At 63.9% G+C, this 26,809-nt stretch carries 22 protein-coding genes and 1 pseudogene; 12 read left to right on the top strand and 11 right to left on the bottom strand.

The window, feature by feature from the left end; translation table 11 throughout:
* Position 1: 1 nt before the first annotated feature.
* Genes NLN62_RS26490 through NLN62_RS26500 form a run of 3 tightly spaced genes read right to left on the bottom strand, consistent with a single transcriptional unit; the run spans position 2 to position 3,805 of the window.
* Positions 2-1,588 carry an ATP-binding protein gene (locus NLN62_RS26490; RefSeq protein WP_254110793.1) on the bottom strand — a complete coding sequence of 529 codons (1,587 nt, stop codon included), beginning with the start codon at positions 1,586-1,588 and terminating at the stop codon, positions 2-4.
* Entirely contained in the window at positions 1,585-2,289 is a 705-nt protein-coding gene (locus tag NLN62_RS26495) for a response regulator transcription factor (protein WP_027524966.1), read from the bottom strand. The genes NLN62_RS26490 and NLN62_RS26495 overlap by 4 nt, the downstream gene beginning before the upstream one ends.
* A 16-nt stretch (positions 2,290-2,305) precedes the next feature.
* Complete coding sequence (locus NLN62_RS26500) at positions 2,306-3,805, bottom strand: DUF4173 domain-containing protein (protein ID WP_254110795.1); 1,500 nt, start codon at positions 3,803-3,805, stop codon at positions 2,306-2,308.
* Between the two features lie 187 nt (positions 3,806-3,992).
* Between NLN62_RS26500 and NLN62_RS26505 the strand changes: the two genes are divergently transcribed.
* The gene (locus NLN62_RS26505) at positions 3,993-5,291 is read left to right on the top strand and encodes a glycoside hydrolase family 3 N-terminal domain-containing protein (protein ID WP_254110796.1); all 1,299 of its coding nucleotides are present in this window, start codon (positions 3,993-3,995) and stop codon (positions 5,289-5,291) included.
* Positions 5,292-5,402: 111 nt separating this feature from the next.
* On the opposite strand, the gene hydA is transcribed toward NLN62_RS26505, so the two are convergent.
* Positions 5,403-6,857, bottom strand: coding sequence for a dihydropyrimidinase (gene hydA, locus NLN62_RS26510; protein WP_027524968.1), 1,455 nt, complete (start codon positions 6,855-6,857; stop codon positions 5,403-5,405).
* A 327-nt stretch (positions 6,858-7,184) separates the two neighbouring features.
* Between hydA and NLN62_RS26515 the strand changes: the two genes are divergently transcribed.
* A complete protein-coding gene (locus NLN62_RS26515) occupies positions 7,185-7,391 on the top strand; it encodes a hypothetical protein (protein WP_027524969.1) in 207 nt (68 codons plus the stop codon).
* A gap of 10 nt (positions 7,392-7,401) precedes the next feature.
* Here NLN62_RS26515 and NLN62_RS26520 read toward each other — a convergent pair whose 3' ends face one another.
* The gene (locus NLN62_RS26520; protein WP_254110797.1) at positions 7,402-8,253 is read right to left on the bottom strand and encodes an SDR family oxidoreductase; all 852 of its coding nucleotides are present in this window, start codon (positions 8,251-8,253) and stop codon (positions 7,402-7,404) included.
* A gap of 197 nt (positions 8,254-8,450) precedes the next feature.
* On the opposite strand from NLN62_RS26520, the gene NLN62_RS26525 reads away from it, so the two are divergent.
* Positions 8,451-9,947 carry an aldehyde dehydrogenase family protein gene (locus NLN62_RS26525; protein ID WP_027524970.1) on the top strand — a complete coding sequence of 499 codons (1,497 nt, stop codon included), beginning with the start codon at positions 8,451-8,453 and terminating at the stop codon, positions 9,945-9,947.
* Positions 9,948-10,067: 120 nt separating this feature from the next.
* On the opposite strand, the pseudogene NLN62_RS26530 reads toward NLN62_RS26525, so the two are convergent.
* Positions 10,068-11,387 (bottom strand): annotated as a pseudogene (locus tag NLN62_RS26530) (IS1182 family transposase); the annotation flags it as partial.
* A 132-nt stretch (positions 11,388-11,519) separates the two neighbouring features.
* Here NLN62_RS26530 and NLN62_RS26535 point away from each other — a divergent pair.
* Both NLN62_RS26535 and NLN62_RS26540 read left to right on the top strand, forming a co-directional pair.
* Entirely contained in the window at positions 11,520-12,647 is a 1,128-nt protein-coding gene (locus NLN62_RS26535) for an alkene reductase (protein WP_254110798.1), read from the top strand.
* Between the two features lie 223 nt (positions 12,648-12,870).
* Positions 12,871-13,377 (top strand): GFA family protein, encoded by a 507-nt coding sequence (locus NLN62_RS26540; RefSeq protein WP_254110800.1) that lies wholly within the window; start codon positions 12,871-12,873, stop codon positions 13,375-13,377.
* Here the strand turns inward: NLN62_RS26540 and NLN62_RS26545 are convergent.
* Positions 13,331-13,771 carry a TfoX/Sxy family protein gene (locus NLN62_RS26545; protein ID WP_254110802.1) on the bottom strand — a complete coding sequence of 147 codons (441 nt, stop codon included), beginning with the start codon at positions 13,769-13,771 and terminating at the stop codon, positions 13,331-13,333. The two genes, NLN62_RS26540 and NLN62_RS26545, sit on opposite strands and share 47 nt — an antisense overlap.
* A gap of 151 nt (positions 13,772-13,922) precedes the next feature.
* On the opposite strand from NLN62_RS26545, the gene NLN62_RS26550 reads away from it, so the two are divergent.
* Complete coding sequence (locus tag NLN62_RS26550) at positions 13,923-15,584, top strand: thiamine pyrophosphate-binding protein (RefSeq protein WP_254110804.1); 1,662 nt, start codon at positions 13,923-13,925, stop codon at positions 15,582-15,584.
* A 192-nt stretch (positions 15,585-15,776) separates the two neighbouring features.
* Here NLN62_RS26550 and NLN62_RS26555 read toward each other — a convergent pair whose 3' ends face one another.
* Positions 15,777-17,156, bottom strand: a complete 1,380-nt coding sequence (locus NLN62_RS26555; RefSeq protein WP_254110806.1) for an LLM class flavin-dependent oxidoreductase — start codon at positions 17,154-17,156, stop codon at positions 15,777-15,779.
* Between the two features lie 223 nt (positions 17,157-17,379).
* Here NLN62_RS26555 and NLN62_RS26560 point away from each other — a divergent pair, with 223 nt between their 5' ends.
* The 6 genes from NLN62_RS26560 (at position 17,380) to NLN62_RS26585 (ending at position 23,084) form a co-directional block, all read left to right on the top strand.
* Positions 17,380-18,765 carry a M20 family metallopeptidase gene (locus NLN62_RS26560; protein ID WP_254110808.1) on the top strand — a complete coding sequence of 462 codons (1,386 nt, stop codon included), beginning with the start codon at positions 17,380-17,382 and terminating at the stop codon, positions 18,763-18,765.
* A gap of 81 nt (positions 18,766-18,846) precedes the next feature.
* Positions 18,847-19,758 (top strand): amino acid ABC transporter substrate-binding protein, encoded by a 912-nt coding sequence (locus NLN62_RS26565; RefSeq protein WP_254110816.1) that lies wholly within the window; start codon positions 18,847-18,849, stop codon positions 19,756-19,758.
* Positions 19,759-19,871: 113 nt separating this feature from the next.
* Positions 19,872-20,603, top strand: coding sequence for an amino acid ABC transporter permease (locus NLN62_RS26570; protein WP_027524978.1), 732 nt, complete (start codon positions 19,872-19,874; stop codon positions 20,601-20,603).
* Between the two features lie 2 nt (positions 20,604-20,605).
* A complete protein-coding gene (locus NLN62_RS26575; RefSeq protein ID WP_027524979.1) occupies positions 20,606-21,298 on the top strand; it encodes an amino acid ABC transporter permease in 693 nt (230 codons plus the stop codon).
* Positions 21,299-21,306: 8 nt separating this feature from the next.
* Positions 21,307-22,038 carry an amino acid ABC transporter ATP-binding protein gene (locus NLN62_RS26580; protein ID WP_027524980.1) on the top strand — a complete coding sequence of 244 codons (732 nt, stop codon included), beginning with the start codon at positions 21,307-21,309 and terminating at the stop codon, positions 22,036-22,038.
* Positions 22,039-22,223: 185 nt separating this feature from the next.
* Positions 22,224-23,084, top strand: coding sequence for a D-amino-acid transaminase (locus NLN62_RS26585; protein WP_027524981.1), 861 nt, complete (start codon positions 22,224-22,226; stop codon positions 23,082-23,084).
* 211 nt (positions 23,085-23,295) lie between these two features.
* Here the strand turns inward: NLN62_RS26585 and NLN62_RS26590 are convergent, their stop codons facing one another.
* From NLN62_RS26590 to NLN62_RS26600, 3 genes are all read right to left on the bottom strand, one after another.
* On the bottom strand, positions 23,296-23,757 hold the full coding sequence (locus tag NLN62_RS26590; RefSeq protein ID WP_027524982.1) for a carboxymuconolactone decarboxylase family protein: 462 nt from the start codon (positions 23,755-23,757) through the stop codon (positions 23,296-23,298).
* 34 nt (positions 23,758-23,791) lie between these two features.
* Complete coding sequence (locus NLN62_RS26595; RefSeq protein WP_027524983.1) at positions 23,792-25,408, bottom strand: MDR family MFS transporter; 1,617 nt, start codon at positions 25,406-25,408, stop codon at positions 23,792-23,794.
* 108 nt (positions 25,409-25,516) lie between these two features.
* On the bottom strand, positions 25,517-26,668 hold the full coding sequence (locus tag NLN62_RS26600) for an HlyD family secretion protein (protein ID WP_254110819.1): 1,152 nt from the start codon (positions 26,666-26,668) through the stop codon (positions 25,517-25,519).
* Between the last annotated feature and the right edge of the window lie 141 nt (positions 26,669-26,809).

The following is a 26,809-nucleotide window of genomic DNA, read 5'->3' on the forward strand; positions in this document are numbered from 1 at the left end:
CCTAAGCCGCGGGAAACTGGAGCTCGAAAGCCGCGCCTTCGTCGGTCGGCTTCAGTTCGATCGAGCCGCCATGGCTCGCCATCACCGCGCGCGCAATCGCAAGCCCCATTCCGGTACCGCCCGACTCCCGTCGGGTGGTGAAGAAGGCATCAAAGATCCTGTCGCGGTTCGGCGCCGAGATCGGCTCACCGTCATTGCTCACCGTCAGCCGCACCGTCGTGCGCTCGTCGACCGCTTCCAGCCTGATATGTCTGGCGCGATGCCGCATCGCATTATCGGCGAGGTGCGACAGCACGATCATCGCCTTCTCGCCGGACATGCCGATTGACCGGTCGAGGCTGCCCGTCGCGGAGATGGTGCCGGCCGGAAAACGGCTTTTGAGGTCGCCGATGACGGGTCCCAGCTCGGTGCGCTCGTTCTGCGGCAGGCTTTCGGCTCGCGCCAGCTCACGCAGCCGCTGCGCCATCGCCTCCAGCCGCTCGGCATCGGAGAGGATATTGGCGACGAACGTCTTCTGCTCGGCCGGGGTCAGGCTGTCGGGCTTGCCTTGCAGCGAATCCTGCAACAGCTCGGCCGCGCCCTTAATCGAGGTCAGCGGCGATTTCAGCTCATGGGTCAGGTGCGCCGAGAACGTTGCGATGTAATCCGATCGCCGCGCAAGCTGCTCGGCCATGCCAAGGAAGCTGTGCGAGAGCTGGGCGAATTCGCGCGTGCCGTAGTGTTTCAGCGGCCGGAATGCCTCGCGGTCGCCGCGGCCGATCCGGGCCGCGCGGTCGATCAACTCGCGCATCGGCAGCGTGATGGTCCGGGAGAACACGAGGCCGATCGCGATCGTGCCGAGGATGACAGCGAGCCCCGCCAGGATGAACTTGCCGCGCTCCTGGTAGAGAAGGTCGAAGATGTTGCTCGGCGTGCGCGTTGCATAGACCACGCCGGCGACGCGGTTGTTGACGATGACGGGCATTGCCGAGAACACATGCACGCCGAGGCCGCGGCTGAAGGAATAGATCGGCGGCGGCGGCTTGTCCGGCACGCGGTTGCGCAGCGTGGCCCGGTATTGTCCGTGCAATGCCTCAGCGACTTCCTCGATATGGGCGAGCGACTGCCCCACCTCCTGGCGGCCCGCAATCACCACGCCGTTGGGATCGAGGATCCGAAAGCCGGCGAGCGTCACCTTCTGCGTGTCGCGGATGATCGGCGTCAGCCTGGCCCCGATCTCGGCATAGGCCTGATCCGCCGGCCGTGTCGCGGGCATCGCGTCAGGCCGCCGCCGCAACAGATCGTTTGCGGTCAGGTCGAGCGCGGGACGGATCGGCGTGAACTGGTCGCCGGGATCGGGCAGGACGCCGGGCGCCACCTCGGGGCCGAGCGCGATGCCGCCGTCGAGCCGTGCCAAAACCTCCTGCGCATAGATCGTCGCGATCACCCGGCTCTGCGCGATCAGCTCGGCCTGGGTCTGGCGGATGAGCTGGTTGTCGTAGAGGCGGAAGAAGAACAGTCCGACCAGCGGCAGCACGGCGACCGTCGCCAGCACCGCAAAGATCACGAGCCCGAGCGAGGGCCGCCACTTGTCGGGCGCGGAGCTCATGCCTCTTTCTCGCAGCGCCCGAGCTTGAAGCCGACACCGTGAATGGTCTCGATCACGCTGTCGCAGCTCTGCGCCGCAAGCTTGGCGCGGATGTTGCGGATGTGGCTGTCGATGGTGCGGTCGGAGACGTGGATGTTGAGCTGATAGGCTGCCCGCATCAATTGCTCGCGGCTATAGACCGAGGTCGGCCGCGTCAGGAACGCACGCAGGATGCCGAACTCGATCGCGGTCAGCTTAAGCGGGACGCCCGCAAAGGACGCGACATGCTGCTCGGGATCGACCAGGAGGCCGCCTTGCGAGAGCGCGACCGAGCCTGTCTTGGCGTCGCCGTTACGGGGGCTCAGTCGTCGCAGGATGACATTGACGCGCGCAACCAGCTCGCGCGGGCTGAACGGCTTCGTCACATAGTCATCGCCGCCGATCTCGAGGCCGAGCACACGGTCGATCTCCTCGTCGCGCGCGGACAAGAACAGGATCGGCACGTCGGAGGATTTACGCACTTCGCGGCAGACCTCGAGCCCGTCGAATTCGGGCATGCCGATGTCGAGCACGATCAGGTCGGGCTTGTCGGCGGCAAAGCGGCTGAGCGCCTCCTTGCCGTCGCGCGCCTCGATCACGTCCATGCCGGCCTTCTTCAGCGCCACGCGGATGACTTCGCGAATGTGGCCTTCGTCGTCGACGATGAGAATGCGATACGCCAAAGATGTCTCCGCGTCCTCAACCCGCCGCCTGGCTCTTCGCCCGCGCGTCCAGCCGGCGCTGCAGGCGCCAGCTCCGGAAGCTCCAGGCGCGCCAGGACCCGATGTCCTGGCGTTGCAGTTCTACAAGCCGGTCGCGGCGCGACACAAGGCAGGTCTCGTCGGCCCTGTTCCGGATTTGGATGACCTTGTCGATCGCAGGTAGCGCCTGCGGTCCGAGCGTGAGCAGGTAGTTGGTGTCGATCTGCACGCCCTTCCCCGACATTTCCTGGCTGTGGCTCAGATTGTAGTCGGCGATGATGGCATCGAAGTTCACGAGCGCGCAGGCATAGAGCACGATCGTTAACGCGGTCAGATTGACGCCGATCAGCCACTGGTTGGAGCGGTCGAGCACGATGCGGGCGAGGATCAGGACGAGCCCGAGCGCCACCAGTCCCATCCAGATGAAGGCCGCGATGCGCCAATAGGTCAGGAGATAGATGTCGACATAGAGGTCGAGCCGGAGAATGGAGGAGAGGACCAGAAGCACGTTCTGTCCGACCCAGAGATAGACCAGCGACCGGATCACCGTCGATTTCTCGGCCGGACCTCCCGGCCGCATCGCGGCGAGCACGAAACCGGCTGCGAGCAGCGCGGTGGCGATCAGCGGATAGGCTCCGCGATGGGCGTAGGCCGCGTAAGTAACGCCAGCTGGCAGCGCGGCATGGCCCCAGAGATAAATGGCATCGAGGATCGATTGCGCCGCGAACAGCAGATTGAACAGGATCAGCGCGCGCAGGATCGTGGGCGCGCCGAGCAGCTCGATACGGTCGGTGGGAGCGGCCGGCTCCTGTTCGGCCGGCTCGGCAGCCGCCGCCGCAGCGTGGCTCCTGCGCCGCCACTGCACATGGATGAACGGCCAGACCAGCGCGACGATCAGCGTCCAGAACAGGATCCGCCAGATGCTGAGATGGTCGAGGATGAGCTTTGGATTGAGCAGATCGACCCATTGCTCGATCAAGGGATTAGCGGCCGTGAACAGTGCGATGAAGACGATGCCGAGAACGGCGGGGACGAACCAGACCGCGATGCCGCGTGTAAAACCGGTGAGATCGAAGATCTGGAGCACGTCGCGGAAGATTCTGAACGGGCCGAACAGAAACAGATTGCGCAATGCGCGGGCGCGGTCGGCGAATGCGGTGGTATCCGGATTGGTCGCAAGCAGCAGGCCGATTGCAAATGCCATGACGAGGAGCAGGACCGAAAGCAGAGAGACCTCCTCGATGACGGGCACGAGGCCCACGATCACGATGATGCCGCCGAGCGCCGCGCGTCGGAGGTCCAGCGTCGCATGGTTGGCAAGCCAGGATGCGCAGGCGAGGCTGACAGCAAAGATGGCGAGCGAGATGCCGACCCGCTTGTCGTAGAACAGCCAGTCGGCGAGGGCAACGAGCGCCAGCGCCATCGCAAGCCTGGCCGGAACGGCTGATCTCTGGATCGGGCGGATGTCGGAGGTGGCGACTGATGCCGGGCTTGTCATCTCGAAGACCTTCTCATGGATAGTGACGGCATGAGCTTGAACGGGCGATGTGCAGATGTCGGGAATGCGCTCTGCACGTCTTCAGGTGTTTCGTGCAGTTTTCGTGCAGGCGCGGTTTCACCACTCGCGCTGCGCAAAGCGCTTTGATAGGTGCGGAGCATCCTTTGCTTCGCGGATGTCGTCTCCCATGCAATTCACGCGTCGTATCGGCCTGATCCTTCTCTGGCTGGCCCCGCTCGCTCTCGCCTTCGCTGCGGCGAACAAGAACGATCCCTATCTGGTCGTGCTGCGTGGCGCGGGAAACATTGCGCTCGTCGTTCTGAGCATCGCGATCGCCATCGTCCTCTTTCGCCGCGGGCATTGGCAGCGAGCTCCCGGCAGGCTGCTCGTCGTGCTCTGGTGCCTGCCGCCGCTCCTGATGTCAGCCGCGCATCTGAAGTTCGAGCTGCGCAGGCATGAGGTCCTGCACGCAAGCCGTGCGGCGGTACGCCAGCTCGGACCGCATTTCATCGTCGGTTATTCGTCGTTTCCCGAGGTCGCGCACCTGGCCGAGCAGGGCCTGATCGGCGGCATCTACATCACCCGGCACAACATCAGGCGCAGGACAGTTGATGAACTCCGGATCGAGATTGCGGCCCTCCAGGACAAGCGGCGCGCGGCGGGCCTGCCGCCGTTGATCGTGACGGCCGACCAGGAGGGCGGCATCGTCGGCCATCTCTCGCCGCCCCTGACGAAGGTGCCGGCGCTGGCAACGCTGGCCGAGCTTCCGCCCGAGGCGCGCAAGGCCAAGGCGGAGGAGTTCGGCCGCACGCATGGGCGCGAGCTGGCGGCGCTCGGCGTCAATCTCAACCTCGCGCCGGTGCTCGATCTGAAGCCTCCCGTCCGGCGCAACCGGCTCGATTTCCATACCCTGATCGGCCAGCGCGCCATCGCCAGCGATCCCGCCGTGGTCGGCGAGATTGCGGGCGCCTATGTGCAGGGTTTGGAGGCGTCAGGCGTCGGCGCGACGCTGAAGCACTTCCCGGGCATCGGCCGCGTGCGCACCGACACGCATCATTTCGCAGCCAATCTCGACACGCCGGTCGAGGAGCTGGAAGCCTCCGACTGGCGTCCCTTCAAGGAGGTACTCGCGCAGTCGCGCGCGGCGCTCATGGTCGGCCATGTCACGCTGACCGCAGTCGATCCTGATCGCGCCGCCTCGCATTCAAGGCGCGTTGTCCAGGGCATCCTCCGTGACAAATGGAATTACCAGGGTGTCGTCATGACCGATGACCTCGTGATGGGCGCGATCTACCAGCACGACGTCTGCAAGGCTGTGGTCGAGGCGATGAACGCCGGCGTCGATCTCCTGCTCGTCGCCTATGACGGCGCGCAGTTTTACCGGGTCTTTGATTGCGCGCTGGATGGGGCGCGACAGGGCAGGCTCGACGCAGCGATGCTGCGTGCCAGCGAAGGCCGGATCGGAAAAGCGTTTCCGGGAGATTAGGTCCGCGAACGCGGCATGATCAGTGCTGCATTTCCGCAACATGTCCCCACAAAACTCAACCTGAATCAGGTGTCACCCTGTCGCATCAACCGATTTCCTGCCAGAAAGCATTTACGGCGTGACTGCGCCCCGCGTCACCGCGCGCGGTGCGGTCAGCTCCTTCCAGGTCGAATTGGCGACATGCACCGGCGAGAACGCTGGCCGTTCGATATAGCGGCCGTCGCCTGCTTCGGCGCGCAGGTTGCCGTTCTTCCAGACGATCCGGCCGCGTGAGATCGTCGCGGCCGGTCCGCCCGTACATTCGAATCCCTCGAAGACGTTATAGTCGATGCGGCTCATCTGCCGCTTCGCGCTGATCGTCTTGGTTGCCTTGGGGTCCCACACGACGAGGTCGGCATCCGAGCCGACGGCGACAGCGCCCTTGCGCGGGTAGATGTTGAGGATGCGGGCGATATTGGCCGAGGTCACCGCGACGAACTCCTCCTTCGTCAACCGCCCGGTCGTAACACCCGCGGTCCACAGCAGGGCCAGGCGGTCTTCGAGTCCGCCGGTGCCGTTGGGGATCTTGCGGAAGTCCTCGAGTCCGAACCGTTTCTGCTCGGTCGTGAAGGCGCAGTGGTCGGTCGCGACCACCTGGAGCGAGCCGGATTGCAGGCCGGCCCACAGGCTGTCCTGGTGCGACTTGTCGCGGAACGGCGGCGACATCACGCGCTGCGCGGAATGATCCCAGTCCTTGCTGGCATATTCGCCGGCATCCAGCAGCAGATGCTGGATCAACGGCTCGCCATAGACGCGTTTTCCCGCCGCGCGCGCCCGTGCGATCGCCTCGTGCGCTTCGCGGCAACTGGTGTGGACGATGTAGACCGGCGTTCCCGTCATGTCGGCGATCATGATGGCGCGGTTGGTGGCTTCACCCTCCACCTCCGGCGGCCGCGAATAGGCATGGCCTTCGGGGCCGGTGATGCCGCGCGCAATCAACGCCTCCTGCATCAGCGCGACGACGTCGCCGTTCTCCGCGTGCACCACTGGCATGGCCCCGAGATGGGCGCAGCGCGCGAACGAGTTATAGAGCTCGTCGTCGTTCACCATCAGTGCGCCCTTGTAGGCCATGAAGTGCTTGAAGGTATTGATGCCGTAGGTTTTGACCACGGTCTCCATCTCGTCGAAAATCTGCTTCGACCATGACGTCACCGCCATGTGGAAGCCGTAGTCGCTTGCCGCCTTCTCGGATTTGTGCCGCCACTCCTGATAGGCCGCGAGCATCGACTGGCCGGGATCTGGCAGGCAGAAATCCACCACCATGGTGGTGCCGCCGGTCAGCGCCGCCTTCGTGCCGGACTCGAAATCATCGGCCGTGACCGTGCCCATGAACGGCATTTCGAGATGGGTGTGCGGATCGATGCCGCCCGGCATCACGAAGCAGCCCCCGGCGTCGATCATTTCAGTACCCGCCGGCGCATCGACCGATGCGCCAACCGCGACGATGGTGTCTCCGTCGACCAGCACGTCCGCACGGCGCGAATGATCATGATTGACGACGGTGCCACCGCGAATGAGGAGGGGCATAGGGGACTCCGGGGAAGAAGAAGGGTTGGATGCTGTGGGAAGGTAAGCCCAGGGAACGCAATGCAATAGACGAAATTTTAGTCAATCGCTGGAGCGTTCTTGAGCGTGGTGGTTCCTGGGGAACGCGTGTTGCGTGTGCGAAGGCACATCTCGGGCGTGGTCGCGGTGGAGCGCCGCGAGGAGCTACAGAAGGCGCGTAGGTCGCGGAAACCTTCCGGTGCATGCCGAAGACAGCTATGTGATAGTTGAGCTTTGAACCGGCTTTGCCGATTGTGATTTCGACGCGGGTGCGATAAGGCTCGCCCGCATTCATGGCGGAGATGAGCTTTGTCGAAACAATCCTTGCGCGAGGAGGCCGAGCGCCTGATCCGCGAGACGATGGAAAAGAAGAACATCGTCGTCAAGCAGGGCACGACCCGCATCGAGACGCTCTGCGGCAAGTGCGGCGCGCCGAACCGGGTCCAGGCCCCCAAGGGCCAGACCCGCGTCAAGTTCGCCTGCAAGCAATGCGGACACCAGCAAGAGACGCTGTAGGCGGCCTCGCCTAGTTGCCCTTCACGAACTGCGCAAACGCATCCGCATAGTCCGGATGCCAGCGCGACAGCGGCGGCCGGTTCTCGACGATGTCACCGGCGGCCCACAACATGCGCTTTTCATCGAGTTCGCGCGGCACGTCGTTGTCAGGGCAGAGGATGTAGAAGTCGCCGGCCTCGAGCCGCGCCATCATGAAATCGACCGTTTGTTCCGGCGTCCAGGCGCCGGCGGGCTTCTCGGTGCGGCCGCGCGCGGTGAGGCCGGTGAAGACGAAGCCGGGGATCAAGAGGTGCGCCGTGATGCGGCAATCCCTGGTGTTTCGCAGTTCGTGCTGGAGCGCCTCGGTGAACGCCTTCACGCCGGCCTTCGAGACGTTGTAGGCGGGATCGCCCGGCGGCGTGGTGATGCCCTGCTTCGACCCGGTGTTGATGATGAGGCCGGCCTTGCCGCGCGCGATCATGCTGGGTGCAAAGATGCGTGCACCGTTGATGATGCCCCACATGTTGACGTCGATGATGCGCTGCCAGGTGTCAGGCTCGCCGAACATCGTGCTGCCCGGCTGGATGCCGGCATTGTTCATCAGCACGTCCGTTCCGCCGAAGCGGTTCTGCACGGCGGCTTCCAGTTCCGTCAGGCTCTGCGGCCGGCTGGCATCGACAACGGCAGTCATCACATGATCGCTGCCGCCGGGCGCGATCGATGACAGTTTTGTTTCGGCCTGCGTCAGCCGTACGGAATCGACGTCGGCGATGCAGACCTTCATCCCGAGCCTTGCAAACTGTTCCGCGGCGGCGAGTCCGATGCCGGCTGCACCACCCGTTATCACGGCAACGTTATTGGCTGACAGGGCAGGGTGCGGCATGGGGATACTCCGGATCACGGCGCGCGGGGTGAGAAGGCTCGACCTATAGCACGGCAATCTTGCGACCATGCACAAGTCGGCATGGGAGGTCTTCGTTCCGCACCGGCTTTACGCCCATCCGACACCGCTGTATTTTCGCTGACCTAACGATCCCGCCCAGATCGAACCCAATCAAGTCAGTCAGAGGGAGTGCAGCCATGGCTGTGTCGCAAGCTATTCCGATCACGCGCCATCCGTTCGCCAACGGGTCCTACAAGCAGATGCTGATCGACGGCAGATGGGTCGATGCGGCCTCGGGCAAGCGCTTCGAGACCCGTAACCCCGCGACCGGCGAACTGCTCGCAACTGTCGCCGAGGGCGACAAGGAAGACATCGATCGCGCGGTTGCGGCCGCGCGCCGCGCTTTCGAGGGGGCGTGGAGCAAGGTCAAGCCGTTCGAGCGACAGAACCTGCTGCTCAAGCTCGCCGATCTCATCGAGAAGAATTTTGACGAATTGGCGCAGCTCGATACGCTCGACATGGGTGCGCCCGTCAGCCGCACCCGCTCCTACAAGCTGCGCGTGCTCGGCATGCTCCGCTACTATGCAGGGCAGACGACCGCGATCCATGGCGAGACCATCGAGAACTCGCTGCCCGGCGAGATCTTCTCCTACACGCTGAAGGAGCCGGTCGGCGTCGTCGGCGCCATCATCCCATGGAACGGCCCGTTCACCGCGACGATCTGGAAGATCGGACCTGCGATCGCGACCGGCTGCACCGTGGTGCTGAAGCCCGCGGAGGAAGCGCCGCTGACCTCGCTGCGCATCGCCGAACTCGCGCTGGAAGCCGGCGTGCCGCCCGGCGTCATCAACGTCGTGCCGGGCTATGGCGAGACCGCGGGAGCCGCGCTCGCCTCGCACCACGACGTCGACAAGGTCGCCTTCACCGGCTCGCACGTCACGGGTCAGTCGATCATTCGTGCTTCGGCCGGCAATCTGAAGCGCGTTTCGCTCGAGCTCGGCGGCAAGTCGCCGGACATCGTGTTTGCCGATGCTGATCTCGACGCTGCCGTGCCGGGCGCTGCGATGGCGGTGTTCGCCAATTCCGGACAGATTTGCAGCGCCGGCACGCGGCTGTTCGTCGAGCAGGCGATCTATGACGAGTTCGTCGGCCGCGTCGCGGAGTTCGGCAAGAAGCTGCAAGTCGGCAACGGCCTTGATCCCAACACTCAGATCGGCCCGCTCGTCTCCGAACAGCAGCTCGAGCGCGTCACCGGCTATCTCGATGTCGGCCAGAAGGAAGGCGCGAAGGCGCTCGCCGGCGGCGGCCGCGTGACCGAAGGCGCGCTCGCCAAGGGCTACTTCGTTTCGCCGACTGTGTTCGCGGGCGTCCAGGACAACATGCGCATCGCGCAGGAGGAGATCTTCGGTCCCGTGATCTCCGCGATCGCGTTCAAGGACATGGACGAGCTCGTCAAGCGTGCCAATGCGACGATGTTCGGCCTCGGCTCGGGCCTGTGGACCCGCGACGTCAGCAAGGCGCATCACGTAGCCAAGTCGCTGCGCGCCGGCTCGGTGTGGGTCAACTGCTACCAGGCGATGGACCCGGCGGTGCCCTTCGGCGGCTACAAGATGAGCGGCTATGGCCGCGAATCCGGCAAGCAGCACGTCGAGGAATATCTCAACGTGAAGGCCGTCTGGATCAAGACGGCGTAGCGATCACTGCTGTCCCGCATCTCGCGGGACGGAAAATTCTCTTTCTAGGAGCCCGTCCAGATAGCTTTCTGGTTGGCGCATTTTGACACGAAATCCCGCTGATGCGGGCCTTGCGAGGTTAGCGAGCTTCACGAGGTTGTGGGCGGTGCAGATCATCGCCCATTCGGCACGCACGTTTGCCAGGCCCCGCAACAGGAACTGGCGGAAGCCGCGTGCCTGCTTGATCTGTCCGAACACCGCCTCCACGATCTGCTTTCTTAGCCGGTAGGGGGTGTCGAAGCCGCCATCGGCAATCTTTTTTCTCATCGCCTGTGTCAGCGGTCCGCCGACCTTGCCGTTGTCGGCGGTGGGGCGCTTGGCGCGTCCGATGGCGATGTAGCCGTCGATCCCGCGCTGCTCGAGGCTCGCAAGATTGGCCTCGCTCAGATAGCCGCTGTCGGCGGAAGCTTGTTGTGGCTTGTGGCCGAGATTGGCTTGGATGCCATCGACCAGCGGCACCAGTTGGCCATGGTCGCTCGTGCTCGGCGTCAGCCCGTGTGCAACGATGATCTGCGCTTTGCCATCGACGGCCGCCTGCGCGTTATAACCCTGGATGAAGCCGTCCTTGGTTTTGAGAATGCGGCTTTCAGGATCGGTGAAGTTGCGCTGTGCCTTTGCGGCAGGCTCGTCGGATGGCGGCGCGGCGGGCTTGCCGGTCTTCTTGCGCCCCTCAGCTTCGCGGCTCTTCTGCTTCTCGGCCTCGATGCGACGCTGCTCGTCGGCCGCGGCCTTGGCCTCCGCCTCCAGTTCAGCCTTGGCCGCAACGATCCTGGCGATCCGCTTCTGCTTGTCGGCGACCCAGTCGGGCAGTTCGTCGCCACGTTTGGTGCCGTGCAGCTTGTCGTCTTCGGCATCCGCGGCCTCGGCGGCGGCCAGCCAGCGATCGACCTCGGCCTGCAGTTCGGCTTGGCGCTTCTTCATGTGCCCATAGCTCATCGCCTTGTGTTTGGACGCATTCGCCCTGATCTTGGTGCCATCGAGCGCGACATGCCCAAGCCGTACCAGCCCAGCCTTCTCGGCGAGCTTCAACACCTGCACGAATAACCCGGCCAGCTGGTTGAGGTGCCGCTTGCGGAACTCGCAGATGGTGCGGAAGTCCGGCGCATCGAGGGCTGCGATCATCATGAAGTCGGTGCGCTCGATGCACGCCTTGGCGATGCGCCGGGAGGAGTAGATGCCGCTCGCATAGCCGTTGAGCAGCAGCGACACCATCAGGCGCGGATCGAACGGCGGCTGGCCGAGTGCACTCGTGTAGCTGCTGCTAATCTCAGTGAGGTCGAGGCTCTCCCGCACCAGTTCCACGATGAACCGTGACAAGTGGTCCCTTGGTACGAAATCCTGCACGCTGGGCGGCAGAAGCTGCGGCTGATCAATCTTCCAGAGGCGAAAATACTTGCTCATCGCCGCCAATAGAATCAGACCCCCATCCAATTGAACAGGGACTACTCGGACAGGCTCCTAGGGGCGGCACCTTTTCCGGTTGCCGCCCCTCGCTATATGATCCGTATCCTTCCATAGCCATTTGGGGCCAGCATGAAATTCCCGGCGTTGTTTCAACCGTTGCAGGTCGGTCCGTACAAGCCTGCGCATCGTGTCGCGATGGCGCCGTTGACGCGCATGCGGGCCGAGCGCGAGAGCTTTGCGCCACGGTCGCTCAACGCTGAATATTACGGCCAGCGTGCGACGAAAGGCGGCCTCATCATCGCCGAGGCTTCGCCGGTGCTCTCGCACGGCCGCGGCAATCCCGCTACGCCCGGCATCTATTCGGACGCGCAGGTGGCGGGCTGGCGCGAGGTGGTCGATGCCGTGCATGCCAAGGGCGGCATCATCTTCCTTCAACTCTGGCATGTCGGTCGCGTCTCGCACTCGTCCTTCCATGGCGGCGAGCTGCCGGTTGCGCCCTCCGCGATTCCGATCAGGGCCGAGGGCATGAAGGCGATGACCGCCGATGGCAAGATCGCCGATTATGAGACGCCGCGCGCGCTCGAAACCGAAGATGTCAAGAGCATCGTCGAGGCGTTCCGGCAGGCTGCGAAGAACGCGCTCGCCGCGGGCTTCGACGGCGTCGAGATCCACGGCGCCAACGGCTATCTGCTCGAGCAGTTCTTGCAGTCGCGCAGCAATCAGCGCACCGACCAGTATGGCGGCTCGATCGAGAACCGCGCGCGCCTGCTGCTCGAGGTCACGCAGGCCGCTATCGACGTCTGGGGCGCGAACCGTGTCGGCGTGCGGCTGTCGCCCTACGGCATCGCCAATGATTCCGGTGAGCCGGATCCGATGCCGCTCTACACGCATGTCGTGAAGGCGTTCGACAAGCTTGGCCTCGCCTATCTTCATGTCATCGAGCCCCGTTCCAGCGGCGCCGGCCGCGCCGACGTCAACTGGCAGAACGTGCCGTCGGCCATGGTGCTGTTCCGACCGCTCTATAGCGGCGTCCTGATCGCTGCCGGCGGCTTCACCGGCGAAACGGCGAATGCCGCGATCGCCGACGGCAACGCCGACATCGTCGCATTCGGTCGCATCTTCATCTCCAACCCCGATCTGCCGCGCCGCCTCCAGCACGACTATCCGATCACACCCTACAACCGCGCGACGTTCTACGGCGGCGAAGAGAAGGGGTACACGGATTATCCCGCGTATGATGAGCTGACGCCGGCATGACGCCGCCTTAGCCCGGATGGAGCGCAGCGAAATCCGGGTCTTCACCCAGCGTATCGGGCCCCCCGGATTACGCTTCGCTCCATCCGGGGTACGGTCTACATTTGACTTTTCCGACGGAAACCCCAATCTCCCTCATTGCGAGCGCAGCGAAGCAATCCAGAGTCTTTCCGCGGCTGCATCCTGGATTGCTTCGCTGCGCTCGCAAGGACGATGAGGAAGCACCATGGCCAAAGCCGCAGTCGCCGCAGGAACTGCCACCGGGCAATGCCTGTGCGGCAAGGTCACCTTCGAGATCGACGTGCCGGCGCGCTGGGCATGGCATGATCACTCAGCATCCAGCCGCCGCGCGCATGGCGCGGCCTATGCGACCTACGTCGGAAGCTGGAAGAAGCGTTTTCGCATCACGTCGGGAAAGAGCACGATGACCCGCTATGAGGACAAGGCGACCAAGACCGCGCGCAGCTTCTGCTCCCAGTGCGGCACGCCGATCGCTTATGAGCGCCCGCGCGGCCCGCACATGGTCAACATCCCCCGCGCACTCTTCAACGAGCGCACCGGCCGCCAGCCACTCTATCACATCGCGATCGAAGAGCTGCAGGAATGGGCCTATACCGGCGAGCCGCTGGTGCCGCTGAAAGGTTTCCCGGGCGTGGTCTGGCAGCGCTCGAAAAAGAAGAACCGCGCTAGCGGCGAGGACCCTTTTGAGCTCGGCCGCGAGGAGGGGCTTTAGCCTTTGCGGCGCCCTTGGATTTGGCTGTAGCAGCCTTCCTTGGCGCCACTGTGCGTCCTGCGGTCTTTGCCGGCATCGCGGCGACGAACTCGAGCCCGCGCTTGATCCATTTCTTCAACTCGGCTTCGGTCTGGTAGCCCTCTGGCGCGACGCGCACGAAGCCGCTCATGATGCGCCCGCGCATTTCCATCGGGCTCGTGTACGGCTCCTGCAGCATGCGCGCATGCGCCTCCGGGCCGACGCGGATCAGCATCCCGCCGCGCCCGCTCACGGTGCAGCACATGGTGTTGTTCACCATGAAGCAGAGGCCGCCCATCATCTTCTTTTCCGCCAAGTAGCGCTGGCCCGCCAGCAATTTGCGCACGCGCGCGGCGGTGTTCTCGTCATAGGCCATCGTGTCCCCCTGTGCAGGTTTACGCCCGGGCATGCTCCCAGCTTACGCGCATCTGCGCAACGCAGCCATGACTGCGCTTCCTTGCGCCGTGCTCGCGACTTCGGCCATCATGCGCGCCCCTTCGGCAACGTCCGCGAGATCAGGAGGAAACATGAAGAACCGCATCACCGGCCGCTCCGCCTTTCTTGCGCTGCTGAGGGATGAAGGCATCACGCATCTGTTCGGCAATCCCGGCACCACCGAATTGCCGATCATGCATGCGCTGAAGGACCATCCCGATCTCACCTATGTGATGGCGATGCAGGAAAGCCTGGTGGTCGCGATCGCCGACGGCTTTAGCCGGTCCTCCGGACAACTCGTCGCCTGCAACGTCCATGTCGCGCCCGGGCTCGGCAATGCGATGGGCTCGCTCTACAACGCGCAGTTCACGGGCACGCCGATGATCTTGACCGCGGGCCAGCAGGAGCAGGGCCACGGCCTGATGGAGCCGGTGCTCTATGGTCCGCTGGTGCGGATGGCCGAGCCGCTCGTGAAATGGGCGGTGGAGGTGACGCGCCTCGAGGATCTGCCGCGCATCGTGCGCCGCGCCGCCAAGGTCGCGACCACGCCGCCTACGGGGCCGGTGTTTATTTCGTTGCCGGGCGATATCCTCAATAGCGAAGCCGGCATTGATCTTGGCCGCTCCACCCGCATCGATGCGCGCACAAGGCCGTCTGATGAGGCGTTGAAGGCATTCGCCGCACGGCTCCTCAAGGCCGAACATCCGGTCATCGTCACGATGGACGAGGTGGTCAAGAGCGACGCGCTGAAGGAAGCCGCCGAGCTCGCGGAGCTCTTGGGCGCTGCCGCCTATCAATCCTCCACGGCCTATGGCGCGCACTTCCTCTCGGAAAGCCCGAGCTTCATGGGCACGCTGGCGCGCGTACAGAAGGCCGCGCGCGATACGCTTGCGCCTTACGATCTGCTCATCGCGCTGGGCGGCGATCCGTTGCGGATGTCGGTCCATAGCGAGGTGGCCCCGCTGCCGGATGGACTTCCTATCGTGCAGGTTGGCCTGGTCGATTGGGAGATCGCCAAGAACTTTGGCGCGGAGATCGCGCTCAAGGCTGACGTGAAGGAAACGCTGCGCGCGCTGGTTCCGGCGCTCAAGGAAATGGGCGGCGCCGCGCTGGAGCGGCACGCCAGGGAACGTCTCGCCGAGCTCGCGCCGAAGAACTGGAACGCGCGCCGCGCGGCGCTGGTCGAGCAGATCACGAAGGCGAGGGACCGCACGCCGATCGACCCTGACTGGCTGACGCTGCAAATGGTCGAGGCGATGCCCGACAACGCCATTCTCGTCGACGAGGGCCTCACCTCCGGCCGCCAGATCGCGAGCCTGCGCCCACACCGCGACCGCTACGGCTATCACGGCCTCGCCTCAGGCGGCATCGGCTGGGGCCTGCCGGCCTCGGTCGGCGTCAGCCTGGCCAACCCCACGCGGCCGGTGGTCTGCTTCTCCGGCGATGGCAGCGCGATGTACTCGATCCAGTCGCTATGGACCGCTGCCCACCACAAGCTGCCGCTGACGATCGTCATCGCCAACAATGGCGGCTACCACATCATCAAGCAGCGCCTGCTCGCCTTCCACGGCGATGACAATTATGTCGGCATGGATTTCGTCGACCCGCCGGTGGATTTTGCCGGGATCGCGCGGTCACTGGGATGCGAGGCGATCAAGGTGAGTGATCCCACGGAATTGAAGGCAACCTTCGCATCCATCTTCAATCGCCCGGGCACAAAGCTCATCGAAGTGGTGGTGGACGGGAAGGTGTGAGGCAGTATGCCTATGCCTCCTCAACGTCGTCCTGGCGAAGGCCAGGACCCATACCGCGTGATCTCTGTAATGGGCACGATGCTAGTTGCCCTTGTCTTCGCCAAACTTCTCCCTGGGGTAATGGGTCCTGGCTTTCGCCAGGACGACATCGAGACCAAAATCTGAAAAACAACCCCATGCAAAGTAACCGGTCTAGTCCTTCCGCCCCACCCGATAGCCCGCCGCCGGGTGCGGCGCGGTGAGCCGGGCGCGGCCGGGGCCGAACAGCTTTTCCCGCAGCGTGCCCTTGGCATAGTCCGCCTTGTAGCGGCTGCGCCGGGTCAGCTCCGGCACCAACATGTCGGCGATATCCTCGAAATCGCCGGGCGAGATCGCAAACGCCACGTTCAGCCCGTCGACGTCGGTCGCCTCGAACCATTCCTCGATCCTGTCCGCGACCATCTCCGGCGTTCCCACCACGACCGGCCCGGCGCCGCCGACGCCGACATGCTCGATCACGTCGCGCACGGTCCAGACGCGGTCGGGATCGGCGCGGGTGACGTTGTCCATCGCGCTGCGGCCGGCATCGTTCTGCACGTGACGCACCTGCTGGTCGAGCTCGTAGCCGGAGAAATCGACGCCGGTCCAACCGGACATCAAGGCAAGTGCGCCTTCGGGGCTGATGTGGCGGCGGTAGTCGGCGTATTTCTCCTTCGCTTCGGCCTCGGTCCGCCCGAGGATCAGCGTCATCATCGAGAACATCAGGATCTCGGCCGGGTTGCGCCCAAGCTCGGCCGCTGCCTGACGGATGGCAGCAACGCGCGGCGCGATCACTCTTGCCGACGGCCCCGACATGAACACGCATTCGGCGTGCTGGGCCGCGAACTGCCGCCCGCGCGGCGAGGTGCCGGCCTGATACAGCACGGGCGTGCGTTGCGGCGACGGCTCGCTCAGATGGATGGTATTGTTGAGGCGGAAGTTCCTGCCCTCATGCGTGACGCGATGCACCTTTGCGGGGTCGGTGAAAATGCCGCGCGCGCGGTCACGCAGCACGGCCTCATCCTCCCAGCTTCCTTCCCAGAGCTTGTAGACCACCTCCATATATTCATCCGCGATGTCGTAGCGATCGTCATGCGCGGTCTGCTTGTCCTTGCCGGCGCCGCGCGCGGCGCTGTCGAGATAGCCGGTGACGACGTTCCAGCCAATCCGCCCTTCGGTCAGATGATCGAGCGTCGACATCCGCCGCGCGAAGGGATAGGGCGGCTCGAAGGAGAGGTTGGAGGTGACGCCAAAACCGAGATTCTGCGTCACCGCTGCCATTGCGGAGAGCAGCAGCAGCGGCTCGTTCGACGGCGTCTGCGCCGCGTTGCGCAATGCGGCATCGGGGCTGTTGCCATAGACGTCATAGACGCCGAGCACGTCGGCAAGGAACAATCCGTCGAAGCGGCCGCGCTCCAGCGTCTTCGCCAGATCGAGCCAATAGGGCAGGCGGTTGTATTCGGCGGTGCGGTCGCGCGGATGGGTCCACAGGCCCGGCGATTGATGCGCGACGCAATTCATCGCAAATGCGTTGAGCCGAATTTCTTTTGCCATGCTTGTCCCTCGGCGCCACTATCCTCGGGCACGTCTCGATGCTATCGGTGCCCGACAGTTGGCCAAGTTCTTGCATTCGGCCTGCCCTTGGCAAGGCCAAATTCAAGAAGCTCCCGGTCGTTGGCAAGAGTCAATTGAAGAGTCAATTGCCAACCCCCGCCACTTCCGAAAGACGGCGTATCCCGCTACGCTTGTTCCAAATCCAGGCTTGAAAAAGAACGAAATGACCAGAGCTGATGCCATCGCCCGCGCAGTTGAGGATTTTTCATCCGGCGCGTTCCTTGCAGAGCTCGACCGCCGCGTCGCCTATCGTACCGAGAGCCAGAGCGCCTCGCGCGGCACCGAGCTGCGTGCCTATCTGGAACAGGAGATGCGGCCCGCCTTTGCAGCGCTCGACTTCGAGAGCCGGCTGGTGGAATCGCCGAGCGGCAAGGCGCCGTTCCTGATTGCCGAGCATATCGAGAGCGCGTCCGCGCCGACCGTTCTGATCTATGGCCATGGCGACGTCGTCGACGGCATGGAGGGCGAGTGGCGCGACAATCGCGATCCCTGGCGCACGACGACATCGGGTAATCGCGTCTATGGCCGCGGCACCGCCGACAACAAGGGCCAGCACAGCATCAATCTCGCGGCTTTGCGCGCAGTGCGCGCGGCGCGCGGCGGCAAGCTCGGCTTCAATGCCAAGTTCATCGTCGAGATGGGCGAGGAGATCGGCTCGCCCGATCTCGGCAAGGTCTGCGATCTCAATCGCGAGGCGCTGAAGGCTGATCTGTTCATGGCCTCCGACGGGCCGCGCCTCTCGGCTGATCGCCCGACGCTGTTCCTCGGCTGCCGTGGCGGCATCCGCATCCATCTCGACGTCAATTTGCGCGATGGCGGACATCATTCCGGCAATTGGGGCGGCGTACTCGCCAACCCCGCAACGATCCTGGTGAATGCGATTTCCACGCTGGTCGACGGTCACGGCCGCCTTCAGCTCGATGCGCTGAAGCCGCCGCGCCTCACCAACCAGATCCGCAGCTTCCTTGCCGATGTCAAAGTCGAGCCGACCGAAGACGAGCCGGCGCTCGCGCAAGATTGGGGCGAGGACGGACTGTCGGCAGCGGAACGGCTCTTCGCCTGGAACACGCTCGAGGTGCTGGCGATGTCGTCGGGCAATATCGAGAAGCCCGCGAACGCGATCCCGGGCCATGCCAATGCGGTGCTGCAATTGCGCTTCGTTGTCGGCACCAGGATCGACGGCCTCATTGAGGCGATCCGCGCGCATCTCGTCGCAAAGGGATTTCCGATGGTCGAGGTGCGGGCGGCGCAAAGCTTTGTCGCCTCACGCACCGATTTCGACAGCCCCTGGATCAAATGGGCCGCGGACTCCGTGCAAACGACCACCGGCAAGGCGCCCGCGATCCTGCCGAATTTCGGCGGCTCGCTGCCGAACGACGTGTTCTCCGAGATTCTTGGCCTTCCGACGATCTGGGTGCCGCATTCCTATCCCGGCTGTTCCCAGCATGCGCCAAATGAGCACATCCTGCTGCCATTGACCGAGGAGGCGCTGACCGTCATGGCAGGCCTGTTCTGGGACCTCGGGGAGCTACCGCGTCCGCTCGGCTAGGTGAAGGGCTCCGAAAGTCACATTCTAATCCGGCCCGATTTATGCAAGCATCTGGCCGCCATTCCATAAGGGGAGAAAAAAGTGAAACATTTCCGTAACTTCGGCCTCGTGCTCGCCGCCAGCTTGGTCGCGAGCCAGGCCAGTGCCGAGGAGTTGACCGGCACGCTCAAGAACATCAAGGACACTGGCGCGATCACGCTCGGCTTCCGCGACTCCTCGATCCCGTTCTCCTATCTCGACGACAACCAGAAGCCCGTCGGGTTCGCGATGGACATCTGCTACAAGATCGTCGACGCCGTGAAGAAGGAGCTCAAGCTCGACAAGCTGGAGGTCAAGCTCAACCCGGTGACCTCGGCGACCCGTATCCCGCTGATGGCCAATGGCACCATCGACCTCGAATGCGGCTCGACCACCAACAATGCCGAGCGGCAGAAGCAGGTCGCCTTCACCAACACCCACTTCCTGACTGCCAGCCGCTACGTGTTCAAGAAGTCGAGCGGCCTCAAGTCGATCGATGACCTGAAGGGCAAGACGGTGGTCTCGACCGCCGGCACCACCAACATCAAGCAGCTCACCGAAGCCAACGTCGCGAAGGGCCTCGGCGCCAACATCATTCCGGCCAAGGACCATGCCGAGGCCTTCCTGATGGTGGAAACCGATCGCGCCGTCGCCTTCGTGATGGACGACATCCTGCTTGCGAGCCTCGTCGCCGGCTCGAAGAGCCCAGCCGACTATGTGATCTCCAAGGACGCGTTCTCCAAGCCCGAGCCCTATGGCATCATGCTGCGCAAGGACGACGCCGCCTTCAAGAAGGTGGTCGATGCGGCGACCGCCGCGGTCTACACCAGCGGCGAAGGCGAGAAGATCTACAACAAGTGGTTCACGGACAAGATCCCGCCGAAGGGCCTGAACCTCAACACGCCGATCTCGGCCGAATTGAAGAACGAGTTTGCCAAGCCGACCGACTCGCCGAACCCGGACGACTATAAGTAAGCTTCGATCCCTGGGATCAGGAGTATTGTCCGGCCATTCTGGAGAGGGGAATGGCCGGACATTTGCATAGACGATAGCAGTATCTGTGATTGTCGCGTTCGCGCGGGGGACTCGTGAACTACAATTGGAACTGGAAGATCTTCTTCGAGCCGAACCCGATGGGCACCGGCACCTATCTCGACATGCTGTTGTCGGGACTGCTGCTGACGCTCGAGACCGCGGCGCTGGCCTGGATCATCGCGCTGATCACCGGCTCGATCGTCGGCGTCATGCGCACGCTGCCGTCGAAAGGCGCCTACTGGTTCGGCTTTTGCTGGGTCGAGTTCTTCCGCAACATGCCGCTCTTGGTGCAGCTCTTCCTGTGGTTCTTCGTGCTGCCGGAATTGCTGCCGAGCGCTGCCGGCCTGTGGCTGAAGAAGTTGCCATACGCGCCGTTCTGGACCGCGGCGATCGGCGTCGGCCTGTTCATGTCGGCGCGCGTCGCCGTGCAATTGCAGGCCGGCATCGGCTCGCTGCCGCGCGGGCAGAAGATGGCGGCGACCGCGCTGGGGCTAACGACCGTGCAGGGCTATCGCTACGTGCTGTTGCCGATGGCGTTCCGCATCATCCTGCCGCCGCTGACCTCCGAGTTTCTCAACACCATCAAGAACACCGCGGTGGCCATCACCATCGGCCTGCTGGAACTGACCGGGCAGGCGCGCTCGATGCAGGAATTCTCGTTCCAGGTGTTCGAGGCCTTCACCGCCGCGACCATCCTCTATCTCCTCGTCAACGCCGTCGTCGTGACCGCAATGCGCTTCCTCGAGCGCTGGGTCGCGATCCCCGGCTACATCACGGGGAAATAGCGATGCTCGGCAATTTCGATTTCGACGTCATCCGCCGCGCGCTGCCCTATCTGTTCTATGAGGGCATGACGTTCACGCTGATGCTCACGGCGCTCGCCGCGCTCGGCGGCCTGATCTTCGGCACGGCGATCGCATTGATGCGGCTGTCCGGCTACAAGCTGCTCGGCCGCATCGCCGCTCTCTATGTCGACTTCATGCGCTCGCTGCCGCTGGTGCTCGTCATCTTCTGGTTCTACTTCCTGGTGCCCTATATCGGGCAGTGGCTGACCGGCGCGCCGCGGCCGATCAAGGTCGGCGCGTTCGCCTCCTCGCTCATCACCTTCATCATGTTCGAGGCGGCCTACTTCTCCGAGATCATGCGCGCCGGCATCCAGTCGATCTCGCGCGGGCAGCCGGCGGCGGCAAGTGCGCTCGGCCTGACCTACGCGCAGACCATGCGCTACGTCGTGCTGCCTCAGGCGTTCCGCAACATGCTGCCGGTGCTGATCACGCAAACCATCGTGCTGTTCCAGGACACCTCGCTGGTCTACGTGCTGTCCATCACGGATTTCCTCGGAGCGGCGAGCAAGGTCGCGCAGCGCGACGGGCGTCTCGTCGAGATGTACCTGTTCGCCGCCGTCGTCTACTTCACCATCTCCTGTATCGCGTCCTTTGGCGTTCGCCGCTTGCAGTCGCGCATCGCCATCATCCGCTAGAGCCCGTCATGATCGAGATAAGTCACGTCGACAAATGGTACAGCGCCTCGTTCCAGGTGCTGAAGGATTGCACCACCAACGTCGCCAAGGGCGAGGTGGTGGTCGTGTGCGGCCCTTCGGGCTCGGGCAAGTCCACCCTGATCAAATGCGTCAATGCGCTGGAGCCCTTCCAGAAGGGCGATATCACGGTCGACGGCACCAAGGTCAACGATCCAAAGACCGATCTGCCAAAGCTCCGCTCGCGCGTCGGAATGGTCTTCCAGCACTTCGAGCTGTTCCCGCATCTCAAGATCATCGACAATCTCTGCCTTGCGCAGGAGAAGGTGCTGGGGCGGGCTCACGACAAGTCGATGGCCAAGGGCATGCAGCTTCTTGAGCGCGTCGGGTTAAAGGAGCAGGCGCAGAAGTTTCCGGCGCAGCTCTCCGGCGGCCAGCAGCAGCGCGTCGCCATCGCGCGTGCGTTGGCGATGGATCCCATTGCCATGCTATTCGACGAGCCGACCTCCGCCCTCGACCCCGAGATGATCAGCGAGGTGCTGGACGTCATGGTTGACCTCGCCCGCGAAGGCATGACCATGATGGTCGTCACCCACGAAATGGGCTTTGCCCGCAAGGTCGCCAACCGCGTGATCTTCATGGACCGCGGCGAGATCGTCGAGGATGCCCCGAAAGACGACTTCTTCGGCAAGCCAAGAAGCGACCGCGCACAGAAGTTCTTGTCGAAGATATTGTCCCACTAACTCCCATCGTCATTCCGGGATGCGCCGAAGGCGCAGGCCCGGAATCCATAACCCCGAGCGGTGGTTATGGATTCCGGGCTCCTTCGCCGCGCGAATGCCCCGGAATGACGAGTTGAGGGTTTCGTGACATCAACAAATTTCGTATACGAGCAGGCAATTCCCGCATTCCCGACAGGAGACCTGCCTTGGACTCGATCGCTTACGTCAACGGCTCTTTCGTCCCGCTTTCGGACGCCAAAGTCTCGGTCCTCGATCGCGGCTTCCTGTTCGCCGACGGCATCTACGAGGTCTCGGCCGTGCTGGACGGCAAGCTGGTTGACAATGCCTCGCATCTGGCGCGCCTCGAACGCTCCGTCGGCGAGATCAAGCTGAAACTGCCGGAGACGGTCGAGCGCATCACCGAGCTGCAGAAGGAGCTCATCGCGCGCAACAAGCTTGCCAATGGTCTCGTCTATCTCCAGGTGACGCGCGGCGCCGACACGGCGCGCGACTTTCCTTTCCCCAAGGGCGAGGTCAAGCCGACGCTGGTCATGTTTACTTCCGAGAAGGACATCATCAACGCGGCCTCGGCCAAGACCGGCATCAATGTCATCACGGTACCCGACATCCGCTGGGAACGGCGCGACATCAAGAGCGTGGCGCTGCTGGCGCAGGTCTTGGCGAAGCAGGCTGCAGCCGAAGCCGGCGCCGGCGAAGCCTGGATGCTCGAAGACGGTCTTGTCACCGAGGGTGGCTCGTCATCGGCGTTCATCCTGACGCAAAACGACGTCATCGTGACGCGGCAAAATTCGAATGCCATCCTGCCGGGCTGCACCCGCAAGGCCGTGCTCGCGCTTGCCGCGGAACGCCAGCTCCGTATCGAGGAGCGCGCCTTCACGGTCACTGAGGCGCTCGCCGCCAAGGAGGCCTTCATCACCAGCGCATCCTCGTTCGTGCAGCCGGTGGTCGCGATCGACGGCAAGCAGGTCGGCAGCGGCAAGCCCGGCCCGATGGCGACGCGGCTGCGCGAGATCTACGTGGAATTCGCGAAGGCGACGGGGGTGTAGGCTAGTAGCCTCACCGCGAACGTCGAGAGTATCGACGACGCCACATGGCGCTCCGCTGTCATCGCCCGGCTTGACCGGGCGATCCAGTACGCCGCGGCAGTTGTTATGAACTTCGCTGCCTCTGGAATACTGGATGCCCCGCCTTCGCGGGGCATGACAGTTGAGAATGTGGAAGCGGTGCATCACACAGTCGATGGCAGCGGGCGCCCCGTCACGCCACCGACGCCTTCACCTTCACGGGATGAAGCGCACGGAACGAGATCGCGAGCCGGTTCCAGGCATTGATGGTCGCGATCAGCATGGTCAGGTTGACCGTTTCCTCCTCGGAGAATTGCGCGCGGACCTGCTCGTAGACGTCGTCGGGCGCGTGCGTTTCCGAGATCAGCGTCACCGACTCCGTCCAGGCCAGCGCCACGCGTTCGCGATCGGTGTAGAGCGGAGATTCGCGCCAGGCGTTGAGCAGGTAGATGCGCTGTTCGGTCTCGCCGCGCTTGCGCGCATCCTCGGTGTGCATGTTGATGCAAAAGGCGCAGCCGTTGATCTGGGAGGCGCGGATCTTGACGAGCTCGATCAGCGATTTCTCCAGGCCCGTCGACTGGATGTGGGTCTCCAGCGCGGTCAGCGCCTTGATGGTGTCGGGGGCAGCCTGGTAGAAATTCATGCGGGGCTTCATGGTGGTTCTCCTTTTGTTTGGTTAACTCGGGTGGTCAGTGGGCTCCGCCCGCCGAAACATGGCCGGGCTTCTTCAGGAAGAGGGACGCGATCAGCGCGACGATCAGCGCCGCGCCGAGCAGATAGAAGGTGTCGCTGAAGGCGAGGATGAAGGCCTGCTTCTGCACGACATGGCCGATCGCGACATAGGCGCGGTGCGCCGCATCGGTGCGATCGACGACGCCGTGATTGACGAAATACTGGGTCAGCTGCTCCAGCCGCGTGCGGGTCGCCTGCTCGAAGACCGAGACGGACTGCATCAGCACGTTGGAGTGATATTGCTCGCGCTTGGTGAGCACGGTCTGCAACAGCGCGATGCCGACGGCGCCGCCGAGATTGCGGGTCATGTTGAACAGGCCGGATGCGGAGCCCGCGTTCTCCGGCTCGATGCCGGCAGTTGCGACCGCCGACAACGGTGCCATCACCAGGGCCTGACCGATCGCACGCACCACGTTGGGCCAAAGAAGCTGATCGGCGGCATAGTCGTTGGTCATGTAGATGTTCATGAAGTTGGAGGCCGCGAACAGAACGAATCCGACGCCAATCACGATCCGAGCGTCGAAGCGTTGCATCAGGCGCGGCACCAGCGGGATCAGCACGAGCTGCGGCAGTCCGGTCCACGCCAGCACCATGCCGATCTGCTCGGCATTATAGCCCTGGATGCGCGCCAAATACTGCGGCAGGATGAACACGGAACCGTAGAGCGCGACGCCGAGCAGGAAGTTCGCAAGAACGCCGAAGCCGAAATTGCGGCGGACCAGGAGACGCAGATTGAGCAGAGGCTTCTCGACGGTCAGCTCAATGATCAGGAACGCGGTCAGCGCAACCGCGGCGATGACGGAGAGCTTGACGATGAAGGGCGAGCCGAACCAGTCGTCCTTGTTACCTTCCTCCAGCACGGTTTGAAGCGCAGAGAGACCGATCGCCATGGTGATGATGCCGGCCCAGTCGCCGTCGCGCAGCAGCGCGAGCTTCATCGGCTTTGGTTCCAGCGCATACCAGAGCATGCCGACCATGATCGCGCCGGGCACAAGGTTGATGTAGAAGATGTACTGCCAGCCGAGGTTCTCGGTGAGATAGCCGCCGATGGTCGGGCCGATCGCGGGGGCAAAGGTCGCCGACAGCGCGAACAGCGCAAGGCCCACCGGCTGCTTGGCGCGCGGCAGCAGCGTGATGATGAGCGTGAACGCCATCGGGATCAGCACGCCGCCGGTAAAGCCTTGCACGGCGCGCAGCACGATCATCTGCGGCAGGTCCTGCGCCAGCGCGCAGGCCGCGGAGAGAACCAGGAACAGGATCGCGTTGGTCAGAAGATAAATGCGGATCGAGAACACCTGTGCAAGCCATCCCGAAAGCGGGATCACCACGATCTCTGCGATCAGATAGGAGGTCGAGATCCAGCCGCCATCGTCGATGCCGGCGCCGATCGCGCCCTGGATGTCCGCAAGCGAGGCGTTGACGATCTGGATGTTCAGCACGGCCATGAAGGCGCCGAGCGTTGCACCGATTACGGCGATCCAGGTCTTTACGGAAACCGCAGGCGTGGCGGGCGCAGCCGGAGCGGAAATGGCTGCGGTCGAAGCGGCGGTGAGGGTTGGTTGGAGCGTGCTCATGGAAGCCTCGTCTGGAGACAGGATGCATTAGGCGGATGATTTCGATAATCGTGGAAATTTTGGAAGGATCATCCGGCAGAATTTGATAATCCGGCCGGACCGGCGTCCTCAGCCACCGTTCGCGCGCGCGGTGTTGTCAGCGATGCGCTTGCCCGTACCACGCTCGGCCAGCACGGCCTGCTTGGTGTTCACGGTCGGAACCGCCGACATGCCGGGGCGCAACAGGCCGCTCAGGCTGTGGTCGTCGAGCACGATCTTCACCGGCACGCGCTGCACGATCTTGGTGAAGTTGCCCGTGGCGTTGTCCGGCGGCAGCAGCGCGAATTCGAGCCCGCTCGCCGGCGACAGGCTGTCGACATGACCGCGCAGGGTCTGATTGCGGAAACTGTCGATATGCAGTTCCACCGGCTGGCCGGCGCGCACATGCGTGAGTTGCGTCTCCTTGAAGTTGGCGACGACATAGACCGCATCGAGCGGCACCACCGCCATCAATTGCGTGCCGGCCTGCACGAGCTGGCCGACCCGCAGTGAACGAGCACCGACCGTGCCGTCCACTGGCGCGGTGATTTCGGTGTAGGAGAGATTCAGCGAGGCCTGCTCGGCGACGGCGCGGGCGCGCTCGAGCTGTGCCACGGCCTTGGCGCGCTCGGTGGTGAGCACGTCGACCTTGCGCTGCGCGGCCAAAAGGCCAGACTTCGCGTGCTGCGATTGCGCGTCGCTGGCGCGGAGCGCGGCGTCGGTCTGCTGTGCGCGCTGAATCGTGCCGGAGCCCGACTTCATCAGCTCGTCGTAGCGCGCACGTTCCTCCTGCGCGAATGTCAGATTGGCCTCGGCCGCGGAAACGTCGGCCGTGCTCTGTTCGATGATGGGCTGCTGCAGCGCGATCTGCGCATCGAGATTGCGAACCGAAGCCTCGCCGGCGGCAACGTCGGCGCGGGCCTGGTCGAGCGCCGCCCTGAAATCGCGGTCGTCGATCCGGGCCAGGATCTGCCCCGCTTTCACCTTCTCGTTGTCGCCGACCAGCACCTGGGCGATGTAGCCGGAGACCTTTGGCGCGATGATCGTGGAATCAGCCTTCACATAGGCGTCATCGGTGGATTCGAGATAGCGCCCGGTGGTCAGGTAGCCGTAGCCGAAGTCCGCAGCAGCCGCGGCGCCGAGTACCAGGGCCAACCCGATGGCGACCCGCTTGATCGCCAAGCGCGAAGGACGAATCCCGATTTTTGTATTGCGTTCAGTGACATAAGCGGCGTTCGACATGGCATCCTCACGAGATTTCCAGGCGCCCCCTTTGCGACAGGACGCATCTTGTGACGGTAAGATGCGCTGTCCTGCCCGTTGTGATAATCCCCGAAGAACTGGAAGCATTATCCAGCGGCAGCGGATAATCGGAGCCTCGAT

Origin of the sequence: Bradyrhizobium sp. CCGUVB23 (genome assembly GCF_024199885.1) — a bacterium.
In the GTDB taxonomy this organism is placed as follows: Bacteria; Pseudomonadota; Alphaproteobacteria; order Rhizobiales; family Xanthobacteraceae; genus Bradyrhizobium.

What these genes read in the sequence shown, in the direction of transcription:
- NLN62_RS26490 (WP_254110793.1), bottom strand. Translation starts at nt 1,588, where the DNA reads ATGAGCTCCGCGCCCGACAAGTGGCGGCCCTCGCTCGGGCTCGTGATC.
- NLN62_RS26500 (WP_254110795.1), bottom strand. Translation starts at nt 3,805, where the DNA reads ATGACAAGCCCGGCATCAGTCGCCACCTCCGACATCCGCCCGATCCAG.
- NLN62_RS26505 (WP_254110796.1), top strand. Translation starts at nt 3,993, where the DNA reads ATGCAATTCACGCGTCGTATCGGCCTGATCCTTCTCTGGCTGGCCCCG.
- hydA (WP_027524968.1), bottom strand. Translation starts at nt 6,857, where the DNA reads ATGCCCCTCCTCATTCGCGGTGGCACCGTCGTCAATCATGATCATTCG.
- NLN62_RS26520 (WP_254110797.1), bottom strand. Translation starts at nt 8,253, where the DNA reads ATGCCGCACCCTGCCCTGTCAGCCAATAACGTTGCCGTGATAACGGGT.
- NLN62_RS26525 (WP_027524970.1), top strand. Translation starts at nt 8,451, where the DNA reads ATGGCTGTGTCGCAAGCTATTCCGATCACGCGCCATCCGTTCGCCAAC.
- NLN62_RS26535 (WP_254110798.1), top strand. Translation starts at nt 11,520, where the DNA reads ATGAAATTCCCGGCGTTGTTTCAACCGTTGCAGGTCGGTCCGTACAAG.
- NLN62_RS26540 (WP_254110800.1), top strand. Translation starts at nt 12,871, where the DNA reads ATGGCCAAAGCCGCAGTCGCCGCAGGAACTGCCACCGGGCAATGCCTG.
- NLN62_RS26545 (WP_254110802.1), bottom strand. Translation starts at nt 13,771, where the DNA reads ATGGCCTATGACGAGAACACCGCCGCGCGCGTGCGCAAATTGCTGGCG.
- NLN62_RS26550 (WP_254110804.1), top strand. Translation starts at nt 13,923, where the DNA reads ATGAAGAACCGCATCACCGGCCGCTCCGCCTTTCTTGCGCTGCTGAGG.
- NLN62_RS26555 (WP_254110806.1), bottom strand. Translation starts at nt 17,156, where the DNA reads ATGGCAAAAGAAATTCGGCTCAACGCATTTGCGATGAATTGCGTCGCG.
- NLN62_RS26560 (WP_254110808.1), top strand. Translation starts at nt 17,380, where the DNA reads ATGACCAGAGCTGATGCCATCGCCCGCGCAGTTGAGGATTTTTCATCC.
- NLN62_RS26575 (WP_027524979.1), top strand. Translation starts at nt 20,606, where the DNA reads ATGCTCGGCAATTTCGATTTCGACGTCATCCGCCGCGCGCTGCCCTAT.
- NLN62_RS26580 (WP_027524980.1), top strand. Translation starts at nt 21,307, where the DNA reads ATGATCGAGATAAGTCACGTCGACAAATGGTACAGCGCCTCGTTCCAG.
- NLN62_RS26590 (WP_027524982.1), bottom strand. Translation starts at nt 23,757, where the DNA reads ATGAAGCCCCGCATGAATTTCTACCAGGCTGCCCCCGACACCATCAAG.
- NLN62_RS26595 (WP_027524983.1), bottom strand. Translation starts at nt 25,408, where the DNA reads ATGAGCACGCTCCAACCAACCCTCACCGCCGCTTCGACCGCAGCCATT.
- NLN62_RS26600 (WP_254110819.1), bottom strand. Translation starts at nt 26,668, where the DNA reads ATGTCGAACGCCGCTTATGTCACTGAACGCAATACAAAAATCGGGATT.